This is a genomic window from Sinomicrobium kalidii (genome assembly GCF_021183825.1).
In the GTDB taxonomy this organism is placed as follows: domain Bacteria; phylum Bacteroidota; class Bacteroidia; order Flavobacteriales; family Flavobacteriaceae; genus Sinomicrobium; species Sinomicrobium kalidii.
Genome location: NZ_CP089211.1, coordinates 1,947,189 through 1,963,168, shown reverse-complemented (window position 1 = coordinate 1,963,168; position 15,980 = coordinate 1,947,189). Strand labels below are relative to the sequence as shown.

Annotated in this window: 17 protein-coding genes; 15 read left to right on the top strand and 2 right to left on the bottom strand. The window is 45.1% G+C overall.

Annotated features, from left to right (window positions below; all coding sequences use genetic code 11):
- Nucleotides 1-63 precede the first annotated feature (63 nt).
- The 14 genes from LS482_RS07780 to LS482_RS07715 all read left to right on the top strand — a co-directional run bounded on the left by LS482_RS07780 (nt 64) and on the right by LS482_RS07715 (nt 12,994).
- The gene (locus tag LS482_RS07780) at nt 64-1,221 is read left to right on the top strand and encodes an HlyD family secretion protein (protein ID WP_233031212.1); all 1,158 of its coding nucleotides are present in this window, start codon (nt 64-66) and stop codon (nt 1,219-1,221) included.
- 58 nt (nt 1,222-1,279) lie between these two features.
- Nucleotides 1,280-1,612, top strand: a complete 333-nt coding sequence (locus LS482_RS07775) for a DNA-binding protein (RefSeq protein ID WP_233031211.1) — start codon at nt 1,280-1,282, stop codon at nt 1,610-1,612.
- Nucleotides 1,613-1,706: 94 nt separating this feature from the next.
- Nucleotides 1,707-1,913, top strand: a complete 207-nt coding sequence (locus LS482_RS07770) for a bacteriocin (protein WP_233031210.1) — start codon at nt 1,707-1,709, stop codon at nt 1,911-1,913.
- Between the two features lie 122 nt (nt 1,914-2,035).
- Complete coding sequence (locus LS482_RS07765) at nt 2,036-2,194, top strand: hypothetical protein (protein WP_233031209.1); 159 nt, start codon at nt 2,036-2,038, stop codon at nt 2,192-2,194.
- Between the two features lie 9 nt (nt 2,195-2,203).
- Nucleotides 2,204-2,398: a hypothetical protein gene (locus tag LS482_RS07760; protein WP_233031208.1), complete on the top strand. Its 195-nt coding sequence runs from the start codon at nt 2,204-2,206 to the stop codon at nt 2,396-2,398.
- A 506-nt stretch (nt 2,399-2,904) separates the two neighbouring features.
- The gene (locus LS482_RS07755) at nt 2,905-3,099 is read left to right on the top strand and encodes a bacteriocin (protein ID WP_233031207.1); all 195 of its coding nucleotides are present in this window, start codon (nt 2,905-2,907) and stop codon (nt 3,097-3,099) included.
- Nucleotides 3,100-3,328: 229 nt separating this feature from the next.
- On the top strand, nt 3,329-3,529 hold the full coding sequence (locus LS482_RS07750; RefSeq protein WP_233031206.1) for a bacteriocin: 201 nt from the start codon (nt 3,329-3,331) through the stop codon (nt 3,527-3,529).
- A 281-nt stretch (nt 3,530-3,810) separates the two neighbouring features.
- On the top strand, nt 3,811-4,029 hold the full coding sequence (locus tag LS482_RS07745) for a hypothetical protein (protein WP_233031205.1): 219 nt from the start codon (nt 3,811-3,813) through the stop codon (nt 4,027-4,029).
- Between the two features lie 144 nt (nt 4,030-4,173).
- Nucleotides 4,174-6,339, top strand: a complete 2,166-nt coding sequence (locus tag LS482_RS07740; protein WP_233031204.1) for a peptidase domain-containing ABC transporter — start codon at nt 4,174-4,176, stop codon at nt 6,337-6,339.
- A gap of 229 nt (nt 6,340-6,568) precedes the next feature.
- Nucleotides 6,569-7,288, top strand: coding sequence for a DNA repair protein RecO (gene recO / locus LS482_RS07735; RefSeq protein WP_233031203.1), 720 nt, complete (start codon nt 6,569-6,571; stop codon nt 7,286-7,288).
- 77 nt (nt 7,289-7,365) lie between these two features.
- Nucleotides 7,366-8,148 carry a hypothetical protein gene (locus tag LS482_RS07730; protein WP_233031202.1) on the top strand — a complete coding sequence of 261 codons (783 nt, stop codon included), beginning with the start codon at nt 7,366-7,368 and terminating at the stop codon, nt 8,146-8,148.
- Nucleotides 8,149-8,295: 147 nt separating this feature from the next.
- Complete coding sequence (gene ileS / locus LS482_RS07725) at nt 8,296-11,694, top strand: isoleucine--tRNA ligase (RefSeq protein ID WP_233031201.1); 3,399 nt, start codon at nt 8,296-8,298, stop codon at nt 11,692-11,694.
- A 4-nt stretch (nt 11,695-11,698) separates the two neighbouring features.
- Nucleotides 11,699-12,085 (top strand): TraR/DksA family transcriptional regulator, encoded by a 387-nt coding sequence (locus LS482_RS07720; RefSeq protein WP_233031200.1) that lies wholly within the window; start codon nt 11,699-11,701, stop codon nt 12,083-12,085.
- 267 nt (nt 12,086-12,352) lie between these two features.
- Entirely contained in the window at nt 12,353-12,994 is a 642-nt protein-coding gene (locus LS482_RS07715) for a lipoprotein signal peptidase (RefSeq protein WP_233031199.1), read from the top strand.
- Here the strand turns inward: LS482_RS07715 and LS482_RS07710 are convergent.
- Together LS482_RS07710 and LS482_RS07705 are read right to left on the bottom strand one after the other, a co-directional pair.
- Entirely contained in the window at nt 12,979-13,545 is a 567-nt protein-coding gene (locus tag LS482_RS07710; protein ID WP_233031198.1) for a 5-formyltetrahydrofolate cyclo-ligase, read from the bottom strand. The two genes, LS482_RS07715 and LS482_RS07710, sit on opposite strands and share 16 nt — an antisense overlap.
- Nucleotides 13,546-13,633: 88 nt before the next feature.
- Nucleotides 13,634-13,813 carry a hypothetical protein gene (locus tag LS482_RS07705; protein ID WP_233031197.1) on the bottom strand — a complete coding sequence of 60 codons (180 nt, stop codon included), beginning with the start codon at nt 13,811-13,813 and terminating at the stop codon, nt 13,634-13,636.
- 176 nt (nt 13,814-13,989) lie between these two features.
- Between LS482_RS07705 and uvrC the strand changes: the two genes are divergently transcribed.
- Complete coding sequence (gene uvrC, locus LS482_RS07700) at nt 13,990-15,777, top strand: excinuclease ABC subunit UvrC (RefSeq protein WP_233031196.1); 1,788 nt, start codon at nt 13,990-13,992, stop codon at nt 15,775-15,777.
- The last annotated feature ends 203 nt before the right edge of the window (nt 15,778-15,980 follow it).

The following is a 15,980-nucleotide window of genomic DNA, read 5'->3' as shown; positions in this document are numbered from 1 at the left end:
TTTGGATTAGGCATTTTATCGATAATTTGCCTATTTTTATACTTCAAAATCTCAATGTGCTTTATGGAAATCTTCCCCAAAGAAATAATTGACAGTACTGTCGAGGCTCATCATTTTAAACTTCGCAACCGGAGCAAAATAATATATACGCTCGTATTGTTGGGTGTTTTGGCGGCACTTATTGCCCTTCCCTTTATTTATGTGGATGTGTATACGACATCCAGAGGGATCATAAAGCCCGAAAATGAACGTACGGTACTTACCCTGATCAATTCGGGCAAGGTAGCTTATAAGAACATGGTCAATAATCAAAAGGTGGAAGCAGGGGATACCCTGCTCATTCTCAATAATGAACAAATTAGTGACAAATTATCACTGTATCGCCAGCAGATCGGGGATAACAGAAGGTTTGTGCACGACCTGTCATTGCTCACAAGCGGTCGTTCCGTAGCGGCTTCCCAGCTTTCCTCTCCGAAATACAGGGCGAGTTATATGGAATACAATCAAAAAATCAAAGAGTTGAAAACCCGCCTGGAAACTGCCCGGAAGGACTTTGAAAGACATGAAAAACTCCATGCGCGGAAAGTGATCTCCAATTCAGAATACGAAGCCAAAAAACTGGAATACGACATGGCTTTGAGCGATCTTGAAAGTTACAAAACACAGCAACACTACCAATGGGAATCCGAACAGACCTCATTGAGCAATACCTTAAATGAACTGGGGTCCGACTTTAATCAGTACAATTCCAATAATGAGAACCAGGTGCTGGTGGCTCCCGTTTCGGGGACGCTGCTAAAGGTAGCCGGTATCGAAGAAGGCGGATATATCAATTCCGGAGTAACCATAGCGGAAATTTCACCCGACACCGAACTGCTTATAGAATGTTATGTAGCGCCTACCGATATTGGTCTGATACGGGAATCGCAATCGATAACCTATCAGATCGATGCCTTTAATTACAATCAGTGGGGGTTTGCCTCCGGGGAAATCATCAGCATAGGCAACGATATTGAATCTGTAGATGAAGAATCGGCTGCCTTTAAGGTGCGGTGCAGTATAAATGAAAGTTATCTCCAGTTAAAGAACGGATTTAAGGGTAACCTGAAAAAGGGAATGACACTTACAGCGAATTTCAAACTTACCGAACGGTCGCTGTTCGACCTGCTGTATGACAAGGTAGATGACTGGCTCAATCCGTCAAGGGCACAGCAGAACTGAAGAGCGTTAACTTTTTATAATGGAACTAAACCAAAACCATCTAAACCCCTTTTAGATAATGAACAATTTGAAGAATCTTGAAAGACTGCAACAACTACATCAGCTTATCGTAAAAGAGGCTACGGGATCGCCACCGCAATTGGCGAGGCTGATGCAGGTCAGTGAACGAAAGGTGTATCAGCTTATCGAGCAGCTCAAAGATATAGATGCCCCCGTTTCTTACAGCAGAGTCCACAAAACCTATTTTTACGAGGACGATTTTGACCTTAAAGTCACGGTTTCCGTTACTGTTCTGAAAGACAATGAGCTTACCGAAATTTTCGGCGGGAGTTATTTTTTGACAAATAAAATACAAACTGCAAGGTTCATGCAGGGTACAATACTATCTTAGTAAGGTAAAACAAATGTGCCAAAACTTTGTTTTGAAGTAGTATTGTTTCAGTATTGCGCCTCAAATTTATGTATAACTTAACTTATTTATTGTCATGAAAAATTTGGAAAATTTCGGCGTTCAGGAATTGAACGCAAAAGAATTACAGGAAGTTAACGGAGGTTTAGACCTCGGTGGAGTTATTGGCCTGGTAACCGGAGTTCTCGGTACCGTAACAGGTGTGGTTGGCGGAATTGTTTCCGTAGTAGGAAGCGTTGTTGAGCTCACCCTGGGTATTATCACCGGAGTTGTAGACCTGTAGGACACACCGGAAACAGATTACATAGCCGTATTAAAAGGAAGCTTGGTTTTCCGGGATTGAAAAGTCCGGGGACTCATGGGTTTTCTTTTGATGCGGTTTTTTGTTTTATACCGAATAAAAGAATGAAACTGCAAGGTTTGTGCAGTGAACAAGCCTACCTTAGCAAAGCAAAACAAGAAGGTGCACAACTGACTGTTTTGAAAGCAGTGCCCGTTTTGGAGATAAGATACAGCCAAAACGCTGATGCATTTTTAATGAACTTTTTGTATAACCTAATTTAAATCAAAATCATGAAAAATTTAGACAACTACGGTGTTCAGGAATTAAACGCAAAAGAAATGAACGAAACCAACGGCGGTCTGCTCGGAGGCCTTGACGGTATAACAGACCTGATAGGTGGTGTTGTTAACACTGTTGTAGGTGTAGTAGGAACCGTGCTTAATACGGTAACAGGACTTTTAGGAGGTCTGTTGGGCGGATTATAAGCCACATACACCGATCTGAAAAAATAAAGAACCGGGTATTCCAGGCAGGGATATCCGGTTTTTATTTGCCCATTATCCGAAAAAGATGGCAAACTGCAAGGTTTATGCAGTGAATACCATTAACTTAGCATAGCTTCAGGGTCAATTCAGGGAAGCCGTTTTTGCTTCTTTGGATTTCATTCATGAAAGCTGTAAAATGAACCGGATCGTATTGCCATGAATAATCTTGAGAATTACGGAATTCGCGAGTTACAACCTGCTGAATTGAGCGCGGTCGATGGTGGAATAAACCCTGGAGATGCGCTCACTCTACGCAATGGTATTCTCAATATAGTCTGGGATATATGAATGCTGCGGTGCAAACCGTGCAAAACTATGTGAACGACTTTCCGGAAGGATAGGAGACAGATGTTTTGATTTGAACAACAGATCGGTGACAAACTCTTATTGTTTTGGAAAGAAGGAGAAAACATCTAAAACTTTTGTATAACTTAACTTGATTTATTATGAAAAATCTGGAAAACTACGGAGTTCAGGAACTGAACGCTAAAGAATTGAATGAAGTAAACGGAGGACTTTTAGGAGACCTTGACGGAGTTCTGGATCTGGTAACCGGAGTTATCGGAACCGTTACCGGAGTTGTAGGAACAGTTGTAGACCTGGTGAGCGGACTGCTGGGCGGTCTTCTCGGAGGCCTGTAATTTTTACATTCATCAGTAAAAAAAGGATGGTTTCTTGAAGCCATCCTTTTTTAATGTAGTGTGTCAGAAAAATATAAAACTGCAAGGTTTATTCAGAGAACACTGTTAATTTAGCAAGGCAAGACAATTTCGGCACATTCTGTTTTGTATTTTCTATTTTCCCGTATTATTGTGAGTATGGGATAATAATCATAATCTTAATGTATAACTTAACTTAATTATTTTAATCATGAAAAATCTGGAAAACTACGGAGTTCAGGAGTTGAACACAACTGAATTGAATGAAATCAACGGAGGTATAACTGTAGACCTGGGCGATGCACTTGGCCTGGCCCTGGGTGTTGTTAACATCGTTGTGGATGCCGTACAGTCGGCTGCCGTTGCTGTTGCAGAATATGTAGCAGGTTTTATAGGCGGACTCGATCTGTAAGGAATTATTTAACGGAAATCAAGGCAAAGCTGCTCTTTACGTAAAGAGCAGCTTTTTCTTTTTTGGGATGTAAGAAAAATACAGGAAAGGAAATCGGGGACTAAAACTGCAAGGTTTGTGCAGCGAATACCACTATCTTAGCTGATGCGAAACGATATTTTGTGCACCTTAAAATCTTGTTTTGCGGCAATGTTCTAATGGTTTGGTACATTAGAAAACTAACCGGAACCGTTACGGATATTGCGCTTTTTTTGTTTTATTAACTTAACTTAATTCCAATTATGAAAAATCTTGAAAATTACGGTGTTCAGGAACTGAATTCCACAGAAATGAACGAAACCAACGGAGGACTGACCATTACCATAGGTACAGGAGGTGTAGGTAACCTTATCGGAGGTGTGGTAAGTAATGTTGCCGGTATAGTAGGTGGAGTTGTATCCCTGGTAGCGCAACTTCTCGGGGGCATTTCCGTTTCTGTTTCTGCCGATGCTGAAGTCTAAATAAAAGCTTCAATTAAAGGTGTAGGGCTATTTTCCATATGGGAAATAGCCTTTTTTGTTTGGAGATAAAACATAAAAAATATTTCTCTGCATGTTTTTTGCAGTTAATGATGTTACTTTGCCGGCCCAAACCTGAATTTGACTATGGCAAAGAAAAAAACCATCATAAAACAACACGATATTACCGATTGCGGTGCCACCTGCCTGGCATCTGTTGCAGCACACTATAACCTTCAGATACCCATTGCCCGGATACGCCAGTATGCCAGTACCGATAAAAAGGGAACCAATGTACTGGGACTAATTGAGGCCGCCCAGAAACTCGGATTTGAGGCCAAAGGCGTCCGTGGCGATATCAACAGTCTTTTTAAAATACCGAAACCGGCCATAGCACACGTTATCGTCAGGAAAGTACTGCATCATTATGTGGTAGTGTATGAAGTGACCAAAAAACACGTGCTTGTCATGGATCCCGGAGACGGGAAAATGCACAAGAAGACCCATGAGGAATTCAAGGAGGAATGGACCGGGGTCCTTGCCCTTCTCATGCCCGATGAGAGTTTTTCCGAAGGCAATGAAAAAGTTTCTTCGATGAAAAGGTTCTGGTTTTTACTCAGGCCGCACAAATTCGTACTCATACAGGCATTTTTCGGGGCATTAATCGTCACCCTTCTGGGATTTTCCACATCAATTTACCTGGGGAAGATCACCGATTACGTGCTTACGGGAGGCAATATCAAGCTGTTGAACCTGCTCAGTGTGGTAATGCTCATCCTCCTCGTCCTGCAGATCGTGGTCGGGATATTTAAAGATACATTTCTCATAAAAACCGGACAACAGATAGATGCACGCCTTATTCTCGGTTACTACAAACACCTGTTGAAACTCCCGCAGCAGTTCTTCGATACCATGCGGGTGGGAGAGATCATTTCCCGGATAAACGATGCGGTAAAAATACGGACCTTTATCAACGGAGTGGCACTGAGCCTTACCGTAAACGTACTGATCCTTATTTTCTCCTTTGCCCTGATGTTCTTTTATTACTGGAAGCTGGCACTGATTATGCTGGCCATTATTCCGTTGTATATAGGGATTTACATCCTTACCAACAGGCTTAACAAAAAAGCAGAACGAAAAGTTATGGAGCGTGCGGCAGACCTCGAAAGCCAGTTGGTGGAATCGCTCAATTCCGTCGGTACCATAAAGCGTTTCGGACTGGAATACTTTGCCAATATTAAAACCGAGGCCCGGTTTATCAACCTGTTGAACATCGGTTATAAATCGGCCCTGAACACTGTTTTTTCCACAACCTCCTCTACTTTCATTTCCCAGCTCTTTACCATTATCCTGTTGTGGAGCGGTTCCTATTTCGTTATAGACCGGGAAATCACACCCGGGGAATTGCTTTCCTTTTATGCCATTATCGGGTATTTTACGGGCCCGGTGGCCAAACTTGTAGATGCCAACAAGCAAATCCAGAATGCCTGGATCGCTGCCGACCGTTTGTTTGAGATTATGGACCTGGAACGCGAGGAAAAGGGTGACAAAATAAAACTTACCAGGGAGAACATCGGGGATATTGCCTTTAAAAAGGTGCATTTCCGTTACGGCACCCGTGTTGAAGTCTTTAAAGATTTTTCTCTTGATATTCCCAAGGGCAAGATCACTGCGGTAATCGGCGAGAGCGGTTCGGGGAAATCCACATTGATCTCCCTGTTACAGAATATCTACCCTATACAGAAAGGTAAGATCACCATAGGCGAATACGACCTGAAATACATAGAAAATACCAGCCTGAGAGATATCGTAGGCGTAGTACCCCAGAAAATAGACCTTTTTGGCGGTAACGTAGTGGAAAATATTGCCGTGGGAGAATTTCAGCCCGATATGGAAAGGATCATGAAAATATGTAAGAGTATAGGAATATTGTCCTTTGTTGAAAACCTGCCCAATAGCTTTGCCACCTATCTCGGCGAAAACGGTGCTACGCTTTCGGGCGGGCAAAAACAACGTATCGCCATTGCACGGGCATTGTACAAGCAACCCGAGATCCTGGTACTGGACGAGGCCACATCGTCTCTGGACAGTACGTCGGAAAACTTTGTCCAGAAAACCATTGCCAATCTGCGGGAGAAAGACAAGACCATTATCGTCATAGCACACAGATTGAGTACCGTGGTCCATGCCGATAAAATAGTGGTGCTGGACAAAGGGGAAGTTATTGAAGAAGGGAACCATTCGGAACTCTATAACAGCCAGGGGCACTACTTTAAATTGTGGCAGCAGCAAATGCCCAGCTTTTCGACCTGAATCCGGCCGGGTCAAAAGTTGTTAGGTTACTGGGTTGCTGAGTCATTGCGTGTTGACTAAATAACTCAGTAACCTAATAACCATGGCAATTTCATTGCCTTTCTAAACCGCCGGACTTGCAGTCCAGAGCGTGGTGTAGTTTGTGTTATCCCCGGGCATGCGGGTATACTTGTAAAATTTCCTTAGGTTTGCATAAGGCCATTTAGGAAATAATAGTTAGTGTCTTTGTATGGTGATAACTACCAAGGTCATAGTACTGTCTGCCATAAAATACGGCGATACCAGTCTGATCGTAAAATGCCTCACCGAATGTTGCGGGGTAAGATCTTATTTGCTTAGGGGGGTACTGTCGTCCAGAAAAGGAAAGCTGAAAAAAGCACATTTTTTTCCGCTGACGCAACTGGAGATCATTGCCGGACACAGGGATAAAGGAAACCTGGAACATATAAAGGAAGCCAGGGTCTATCATCCCTATCGAACCGTGTATTCTGACATGGTGAAGAATGCCGTAGTGCTTTTCCTGGCGGAAATGCTGAACGGTAGTCTCCGGGAAGAAGAAGAAAATATCCCTTTGTACAGGTACGTGGAAGATACCCTGACCTGGTTCGATTTTACGGATAAAACTGCCAATTTCCATATCCTGTTTTTGCTGAAACTAACCAAGTACCTGGGTTTTTATCCCGATGCCACCGATGCCCACCTCCCTTATTTTGACCTTCTCGAAGGAAGTTTCACCACTCAGGCCGGCTATAACCCCGTTATTTACGGAGAAGCTTTAGTGCATTTCAGAACGTTTTTAGGTACGGATTTTGATAATGTAAACCAGATCAGGCTAACCAAGGCCACCAGGCGCGATATTTTAAATTTCCTGGTTGTTTATTTCGAATTGCATTTACAGGGGTTTTACCGTCCCAGGTCGCTTGCGGTACTGCATGAGGTTTTTGATTGAACCGGTAAACCGGCAAAAGGGAATGACTTTTTAGCGACATTCGGGTAGGCTTTGATCCTGTGATAAAATTTATAGTGATGGACAAGGACGAATTGTTAAAATTATTTAATGATAATGACGGGCGCTTTATCCCGGGAATCTACAATTATTGCGACCGTTGGTGTGAGCGCTGTAGCTTTACATCGAGATGCCGCGTTTACAATATGGAGGGAGAAATGACAGACGAGGAAAAAGATGCCAGGAACGGAGAGTTCTGGGAAAAAGTGAGCGAAAACCTGAAGCTTGCCGTGGAGATGATGACCAAAATAGCCGAAGAACGGGGAATAGACCTTCGGGAAATGGGGGAGAACTTTCCGGAAGAAAATGAGACAGAACGGGAAAAAGAAGCCTCCGGACACTATCTGTCCGTGCTCAGCAAGGAGTACGCCACCAGGAATGAACTATGGACAGGCGTTAATCAGGATCTGATTATGAATACGGTAAAAAGATACCGGGAAAATATGGGATTGGGCATCCCAGGAGGCGAAGCACTGAATTCCGTACAGGAAATTCACGATGCGGTGGAGGTGATAGACTGGTACAGTTTCCAGATCCATGTGAAAATTATGAGAGCCCTCCAATACGGGGAACCGGACCCCGAATATGACGATCCCGTGCAGAACGATGCCAACGGGTCGGCAAAGGTAGCCCTCATCGCTACACATCGTTCCATTGCAGCCTGGGGAGTATTGTTGTCACATATTGAACAATGCGAAGATGAGATACTCGGAATCCTGGTGCTGCTGGAGCAGGTAAAAAAAGGCATTCTGAAGGAATTCCCGGAAGTTGAAAAATTTCACAGGCCCGGTTTTGACGACTGAGAAAAGGAATCCGGAGATCAATAAAACAACTATTACCCTGTTGCCGGAACAGTTTTGTCCTTAACATCTTTTCCGTCTTATCCCCCTTTACAATTCGTTGAAAATGATTAATTTCGCAGTCTTAAAAGCGATAAGTAGAATAAATACATGAAATTTACCGAGTATAAAGGACTTGAGTTGCCCGAAGTGGCAGAAGAAACCCTGAAATATTGGGAAGAGAATGCTGTTTTTGAAAAGAGCGTATCTATCCGTGATGGCCGCGAACCCTTTGTTTTCTACGAGGGCCCGCCTTCTGCAAACGGGTTGCCGGGGATACACCATGTGATGGCCCGGGCCATTAAGGACATCTTCTGCCGATATAAAACACAAAAAGGGTATCAGGTAAAACGCAAGGCCGGATGGGATACCCACGGCCTGCCCGTAGAACTCGGTGTGGAGAAGGAACTCGGTATCACCAAGGAAGACATCGGAAAGAAAATATCGGTAGAGGAATACAACCGCGCCTGTAAAGAGGCTGTAATGCGCTATACCGACATCTGGAACGACCTCACCCGGAAAATGGGGTATTGGGTAGATATGGACAACCCTTATATCACCTATAAGTCCAAGTACATGGAAAGCGTGTGGTGGTTGCTCAAACAGATATACGACAAAGGGCTTATCTACAAGGGCTATACCATACAACCCTATTCTCCGAAAGCAGGGACGGGGCTGAGTTCGCACGAGCTCAACCAGCCGGGATGCTACCGTGATGTTACCGATACTACCGTGATCGCCCAGTTCAGGGCAGAGAAAGAAACCCTGCCCGGAATGCTGCAGGGGTACGGAGATATTCACCTGCTGGCCTGGACAACAACGCCGTGGACATTACCTTCCAATACGGCGCTTACCGTAGGCCCGAAGATCGAATATGTGCTGGTGAAAACATTCAACCAGTACACCTTTGAGCCCATACACGTGATGCTGGCCAAAAACCTGGTCAGTAATCTCTTTACCGGTAAGTATTACCCGGCAGAAAACGAAGAGGATTTTAAACACTATTCCCGGGATAAGAAGAAGATACCCTATCAGGTACTGGCCGAATGTAAAGGAAAGGATCTGGTGGGCATAAAATACGAGCAGTTATTGCAATATGCCCTCCCGTATCAACATCCCGAAAATGCCTTTAGGGTTATTTCCGGCGATTTTGTAACTACGGAAGACGGTACGGGAATTGTACACACGGCGCCTACCTTTGGTGCGGACGATGCGAAAGTGGCCCGGGAAGCTACTCCGGAGATACCGCCCATGCTGGTACTGGATAACAACAATAATCCCGTACCCCTTGTGGACCTTCAGGGCCGTTTCCGCAGTGAGCTATCGGAAATAGGCGGCAAATACGTAAAGAACGAATATTATAACGACGGCGAGGCGCCGGAAAAATCGGTAGACGTAGAGATCGCCATCAAACTGAAGGAAGAGAACAAGGCCTTTAAAGTAGAAAAATACGTACACAGTTACCCGCATTGCTGGAGGACCGACAAGCCTGTACTGTACTATCCGCTGGATTCCTGGTTCATACAGGTCACGGAAGTCAAGGAAAGGATGTACGACCTGAACACCACCATCAACTGGAAACCCAGGGCCACCGGTGAAGGCCGTTTCGGGAACTGGCTGCAAAACGCCAACGACTGGAACCTGTCGCGCTCCCGCTTCTGGGGGATACCGCTTCCGATATGGCGCACCGAAGACGGGAAAGAGACGGTTATTGTGGGCTCCGTGGAAGAACTGAAAGCCGAAATGGCAAAAGCCGTGGAAGCCGGGGTGATGGATAAAGACATATTTGCCGGTTTTGTAGTCGGGGATATGAGTGAAGCGAATTACGACAAGGTTGACCTGCATAAAAATGTGGTAGACCAGATCGTTCTGGTATCTCCTTCCGGAAAGCCGATGAAACGCGAAGCCGACCTGATAGACGTTTGGTTTGACAGCGGTTCCATGCCGTATGCCCAGTGGCATTATCCGTTTGAAAATAAGGAAAAGATAGACCAGGGGCAGGCATTTCCCGCAGATTATATTGCAGAAGGCGTAGACCAGACCAGGGGCTGGTTCTATACACTCCATGCCATAGGTACCCTGGTGTTCGATTCCGTGGCCTATAAAAATGTGGTGTCTAACGGATTGGTGCTGGACAAGAACGGGCAGAAGATGTCCAAACGGCTGGGGAACGCGGTAGACCCGTTCAACACCCTGAAGGAATACGGGCCCGATGCTACCCGCTGGTACATGATAAGCAATGCCAATCCCTGGGACAACCTGAAGTTTGATATTGAGGGTATAGGGGAGGTTCGCCGCAAGTTTTTCGGTACGCTTTACAATACTTATTCCTTTTTCAGCCTGTATGCCAATATCGACGGTTTCACCTATGCTGAAGCCGATGTCCCGCTGGAAGAAAGGCCGGAGATAGACCGCTGGATACTTTCCGAATTGCATACCCTGATCCGTAAAGTGGACGACTTTTATGCCGATTATGAGCCGACAAGGGCTGCCAGGGCCATTTCGGACTTTGTGCAGGAATACCTCAGCAACTGGTTCGTACGCCTTAGCAGGAGGCGTTTCTGGAAAGGGGATTACGGCAGGGATAAGATTTCGGCATATCAGACGTTATACACTTGCCTGGAAGTGATTTCCCGGCTCGGGGCCCCCATAGCACCTTTTTATATGGACAGGCTTTTCAGGGATCTTACGGCAGTTACCGGTAAGGAAAGTGCGGAAAGCGTACACCTGGCGGATTTTCCCGTGTATGATGAAAGCTATGTGGATAAATCACTGGAACGCAAGATGGAGAAGGCACAGATCATATCCTCCTTGGTATTGTCACTGCGTAAAAAGGAAGGCATAAGGGTGCGGCAGCCGTTGCAAAAGATCATGATCCCTGTGCTGGATGACCGGGCAAAAGAAGAAATACTGGCGGTGGCCAACCTTATAAAATCGGAAGTGAACGTTAAGGAAGTGGAACTCCTGGACGATGCTTCCGGGGTGTTGGTCAAGCACGTGAAGCCCAATTTCAAGAAACTGGGGCCGAGGTTCGGGAAGGATATGAAGTTGGTTTCCAGTGTGATACAAGAGTTTACACAGGCCGATATTAAAAAAATAGAGCAAAATGGCCGGATTGAGGTGGAAATTAACGGAAAAAACACTACTTTAGTTAGCGATGAAGTGGAGATATCTTCACAGGATATAGAAGGATGGTTAGTAGCGGTTTCAGAAGGGCTGACCGTAGCCTTGGACGTTACCATTACCGATGATCTTCGCAGGGAAGGTGTAGCAAGAGAGTTGGTGAACAGGATTCAGAACCTTCGGAAGGACTCCGGTTTTGATGTAACGGACAAGATAGACGTGAAGCTTCAAAGGGATGGTTTTGTAGAACAAGCTGTAACGAGTAATCTGGATTACATCAAGACAGAAACCCTGACGGCAGAACTCGATTTTGAAGAACACGTGGAAAACGGTACGGAAGTTGCTTTTGATGATGTGAATACCAAATTGTTTATTCAAAAACATTAATGCTATGAATACAGATGTTAAAGCGAGATATTCCGATAATGAACTGGAGGAATTCCGGATGCTGATAGAAGGAAAAATAGACAAAGCCAAAAAAGACCTGGAGCTGATAAAAAGTGCCTACATGAACGATGGCAATAACGGTACGGACGACACCTCGCCGACATTCAAGGCTTTTGAGGAGGGCTCCGAGACCATGAGCAAGGAAGCCAACACCCAGCTCGCCATAAGGCAGGAAAAGTTTATCAGGGACCTGAAAAATGCCCTGGTACGCATAGAAAACAAAACCTATGGTGTTTGCAGGGTAACCGGTAAGCTTATCAGTAAGGAACGTTTAAAGCTCGTTCCCCATGCTACCTTGAGTATCGAGGCCAAGAACATGCAGAAAAGCTGATATTTTCTGGTTGGTACAAAATTGGTCCCTTGATCCGGAGCGTGTTCCGGGACACTGTATATGGTATGAGAAAATAAAAGAAACCTGCCGGTACTTTCGTATGCCCTGCAGGTTTTTCTTTTTCACGGGAACAGGCGAATTATGAACTTCCGGCTCCCTGCTCCGGACTTCTGACTTTTATTCGTATTTTTGGCACCTGTGAAAAGGAGAAAAGAAACAAATGACTGTTAAAATCCGCTCCCGGCGGACATATTTGTAAAAAGGATCATGTCACTAAAAAAAGCGTCGTTAATCATCTTCCTGGTAGTCCTGGTAGATCAGATCAGCAAAATTTATATAAAAACCCATTTTGTCCTGGGCGAATCGGTGACCGTTTTCAGTTGGTTTAAAATACTCTTTATCGAGAACGAAGGTGCAGCCTGGGGAACCAAGCTGAGCGATATTGTTCCCTTTATCTCCGATGAAACAGGAAAGATGACCTTAACCATTTTCCGCCTGTTCGCTATTTGCGGTATCGGTTACTGGCTTTATGATGCGGTGAAAAAAGAGAGTCCCAGGGTACTTATCGCTTCGATAGCCCTTATTTTTGCCGGCGCCATGGGAAATATCGTGGATTCCGTCTTTTACGGGCTGATATTTACCGACAGTTACAACCAGGTAGCCACAATGTTCCCGGAGGTGCCTTACGGAAGCCTTTTTCACGGTAAAGTAGTAGATATGCTGTATTTCCCGCTCATTGATACCACCTGGCCCGACTGGGTGCCCGGAGTGGGGGGAAGGAACTTCCGCTTCTTCGAACCCGTGTTCAACCTTGCGGATTCGGCCATAAGTGTCGGGGTGGCCATACTTCTGCTGTTTCATAAAAAAGCTTTCCCTAAAAAGCAGGAAGAAGTTCAGGAAAAAGAATAAACCTTTCCCGGCGTTATGCAATAATCCAGCTTTATATCGCTTTCCAGCAGCCCTTCTATGTGTTGTTCCGCTTCAAAGAAAGACAATCCTATTTTTATAGTGTTTTTGGGGCACAGTGCAAGGAAACGGTCGTAAAATCCCTTGCCGTAGCCTACGCGGTTCCCCAGTTCGTCAAAAGCGAGGAGGGGAACAAAGACAACATCTATTTTAGTTTCGGGGACTTCCAGCCCGTCAACGGGCTCCGGGATGTTGTAGGCATTTTTCCTGATAACCGTATTGTCGGTGAGCAGGTAATGAGTAAGGGTGCCGTTTTCGAAATTGCTTCTGGACAATACGACTTCTTTATCTTTTCCCTGTAGAATACTTAATATGAATGCAGTGTCTATTTCCTTCTGCTCGGCAATGGGAAGAAAAAGATGGTAATACTGTTTTTCCCAGACGGGAAGGGTTAAAGCCCTGTTGGCTATGGAGAGGCTTTTTTCATCGATGCTTTCCGGTGAAAGCGTGTTTCGGAGTTCTTTATACTTTTTTCGAAGTTCTTTTTTGTTCATGGGAAATCTGGTGATTGTGTAAAAAAGCCCGGCCGAAAAGGGGGCTCAATACCTTTTCCGGCCGGCCTGTAAAATAAATAGGAAAAAATTAATACTTCTTTTTCTGTTGCCCCGGCGCGTACTTTTTAGCGCTTTTTTCACCGGTTATCTTCTTCATCTGCCCCGGAGGAATATCTCCTTTGGCATTGGTATGAACCCTGTGTACTCCGCATGAAGCGATAAACAGGGCCATCAGGACGAGAATGGAAATACATTTCAAATTTTTCATGATCGACATTTTTAAGTGGTTGTGTTCGGAAAAATACCTGAGATTTTCCCGGTATACCCCACTAATCGTTTTAGATATAAATTACACTGTAAAAACCGTGCCATTTTTTAAACAGGATGGTCAACGGGAATTCACAGCTAACAAAAAGTAAGCTATAAAATTACTAATTTCGCTACATGAGCACTACTTCCGTGGAAATACTACTCCAAACCCTGCCAAACGGTCCCGGCGTATATCAGTTTTACGACAAAGACGGGAAAATATTGTATGTGGGCAAGGCAAAAAACCTCAAAAAGCGGGTTTCTTCCTATTTTTATAAAAAGCACGAATACGGGAAAACACGTGTTCTGGTGAAAAAGGTGGCCGATATAAAACACATTGTGGTGCCCACCGAAACCGATGCGCTGCTTCTGGAAAACAATCTTATTAAAAAATACCAGCCCAGGTATAACGTCCTGCTCAAGGACGACAAGTCCTACCCGTGGATTTGTATAAAAAAAGAGCGTTTTCCCCGTATTTTTTCCACAAGACGGGTAATAAAGGACGGTTCTGAATATTTCGGGCCGTATACAAGCATGAAAACCATTCGTACCCTCCTTGAGCTTATCAAAGGGTTGTATCCGCTGAGGACGTGCAACTATGACCTGTCTGAAGCCAAAATAACGGCCGGGAAGTACAAGGTTTGCCTGGAGTACCACCTGGGGAACTGCAAGGGACCGTGCGAAGGGTTGCAGTCTGAAGGAGAATACGAAGCACAGGTAAGGGCAATACGGGAGATCATCAAGGGAAATTTCAAGGATTCCCTGCAAAGTTTCAGGGCGCGGATGAAGGCATTCGCAGACGACATGCAGTTTGAAGAGGCCCAGAAGATCAAGGAAAAGATTGAAATCCTGGAAAACTACCAGGCCAAGTCTACCATAGTGAACCCGAAAATCAGCAATGTGGATGTGTTTTCCGTGGTTTCCGATGAGAGTTATGGTTATGTCAACTTTTTACAGTTGTCATACGGGGCTATCATCCGTGCCCATACGATAGAAATGAAAAAGAAACTGCAGGAAACCGACGAGGAGTTGCTGGAACTGGCCATTACGGAGATCCGCCAGCGTTTTCATTCACAGTCGCGGGAGGTTTACGTTCCGTTCCCCGTAAAGGTTCCGGCCGACATCAAGGTTACGGTGCCCAAACTGGGGGACAAGCGAAGATTGGTGGAATTGTCCGAAAGAAATGCCCGCTTCTACCGCCAGGAACGCTTTAAGCAGGTAAAAATCACCGATCCGGACAGGCACGTCAACCGGATCATGACACAGATGAAGCAGGACCTGCGGTTAAAACAGGAACCACGCCATATAGAGTGTTTTGACAATTCCAATATACAGGGTACTAATCCGGTTGCGGCCTGTGTGGTTTTCAAAGACGGGAAGCCCAGTAAAAAGGATTATCGCCATTTTAATATCAAAACCGTGGAAGGCCCGGACGACTTTGCCTCGATGGAAGAAGTGGTATTCCGAAGGTACAAAAGACTTCTGGAAGAAGGACAATCCCTGCCGCAACTTACCGTTATAGATGGAGGTAAAGGACAGTTGTCCTCGGCATTGAAAAGCCTGGAGGTTCTTGGGCTCCGCGGAAAAATTGCTATAGTAGGCATTGCCAAACGGCTGGAGGAAATATACTATCCCGGAGATTCCGTTCCGCTGTACCTGGACAAAAAGTCAGAGACCCTGAAGATCCTCCAGCACCTCAGGAATGAAGCCCACCGTTTCGGGATCACCTTTCACAGGAACAAGCGTAGCAATGCGGCTATTGGCAGTGAGCTTACCAATATCGAAGGTGTGGGGCAAAAGACCGCAGAAGAGTTGTTAAAGGAGTTCCGTTCCGTAAAAAGGGTAAAAGAAGCAGGCCTGGAAGAGATCTCCGGGGTAATCGGGGAAGCAAAGGCCAGGAAGGTTTACGATTATTTTCACTAAGGGGCGCAGCGGGCAGGGTTTTTTATGTATATTATGAGAGGAATGTGGAATATCGAACCGCAGAACTTGAAGAATGATGAACCGCAGAGCCGGAGAATGCAGAATGATGAAGTGGTGTTTTTGAAGGGGATTTTTTACTTCGGCGTTCGTTATTCGACATTCGTTATTCAAGATTTATTTGAAATAGATTGGAATGATGAACC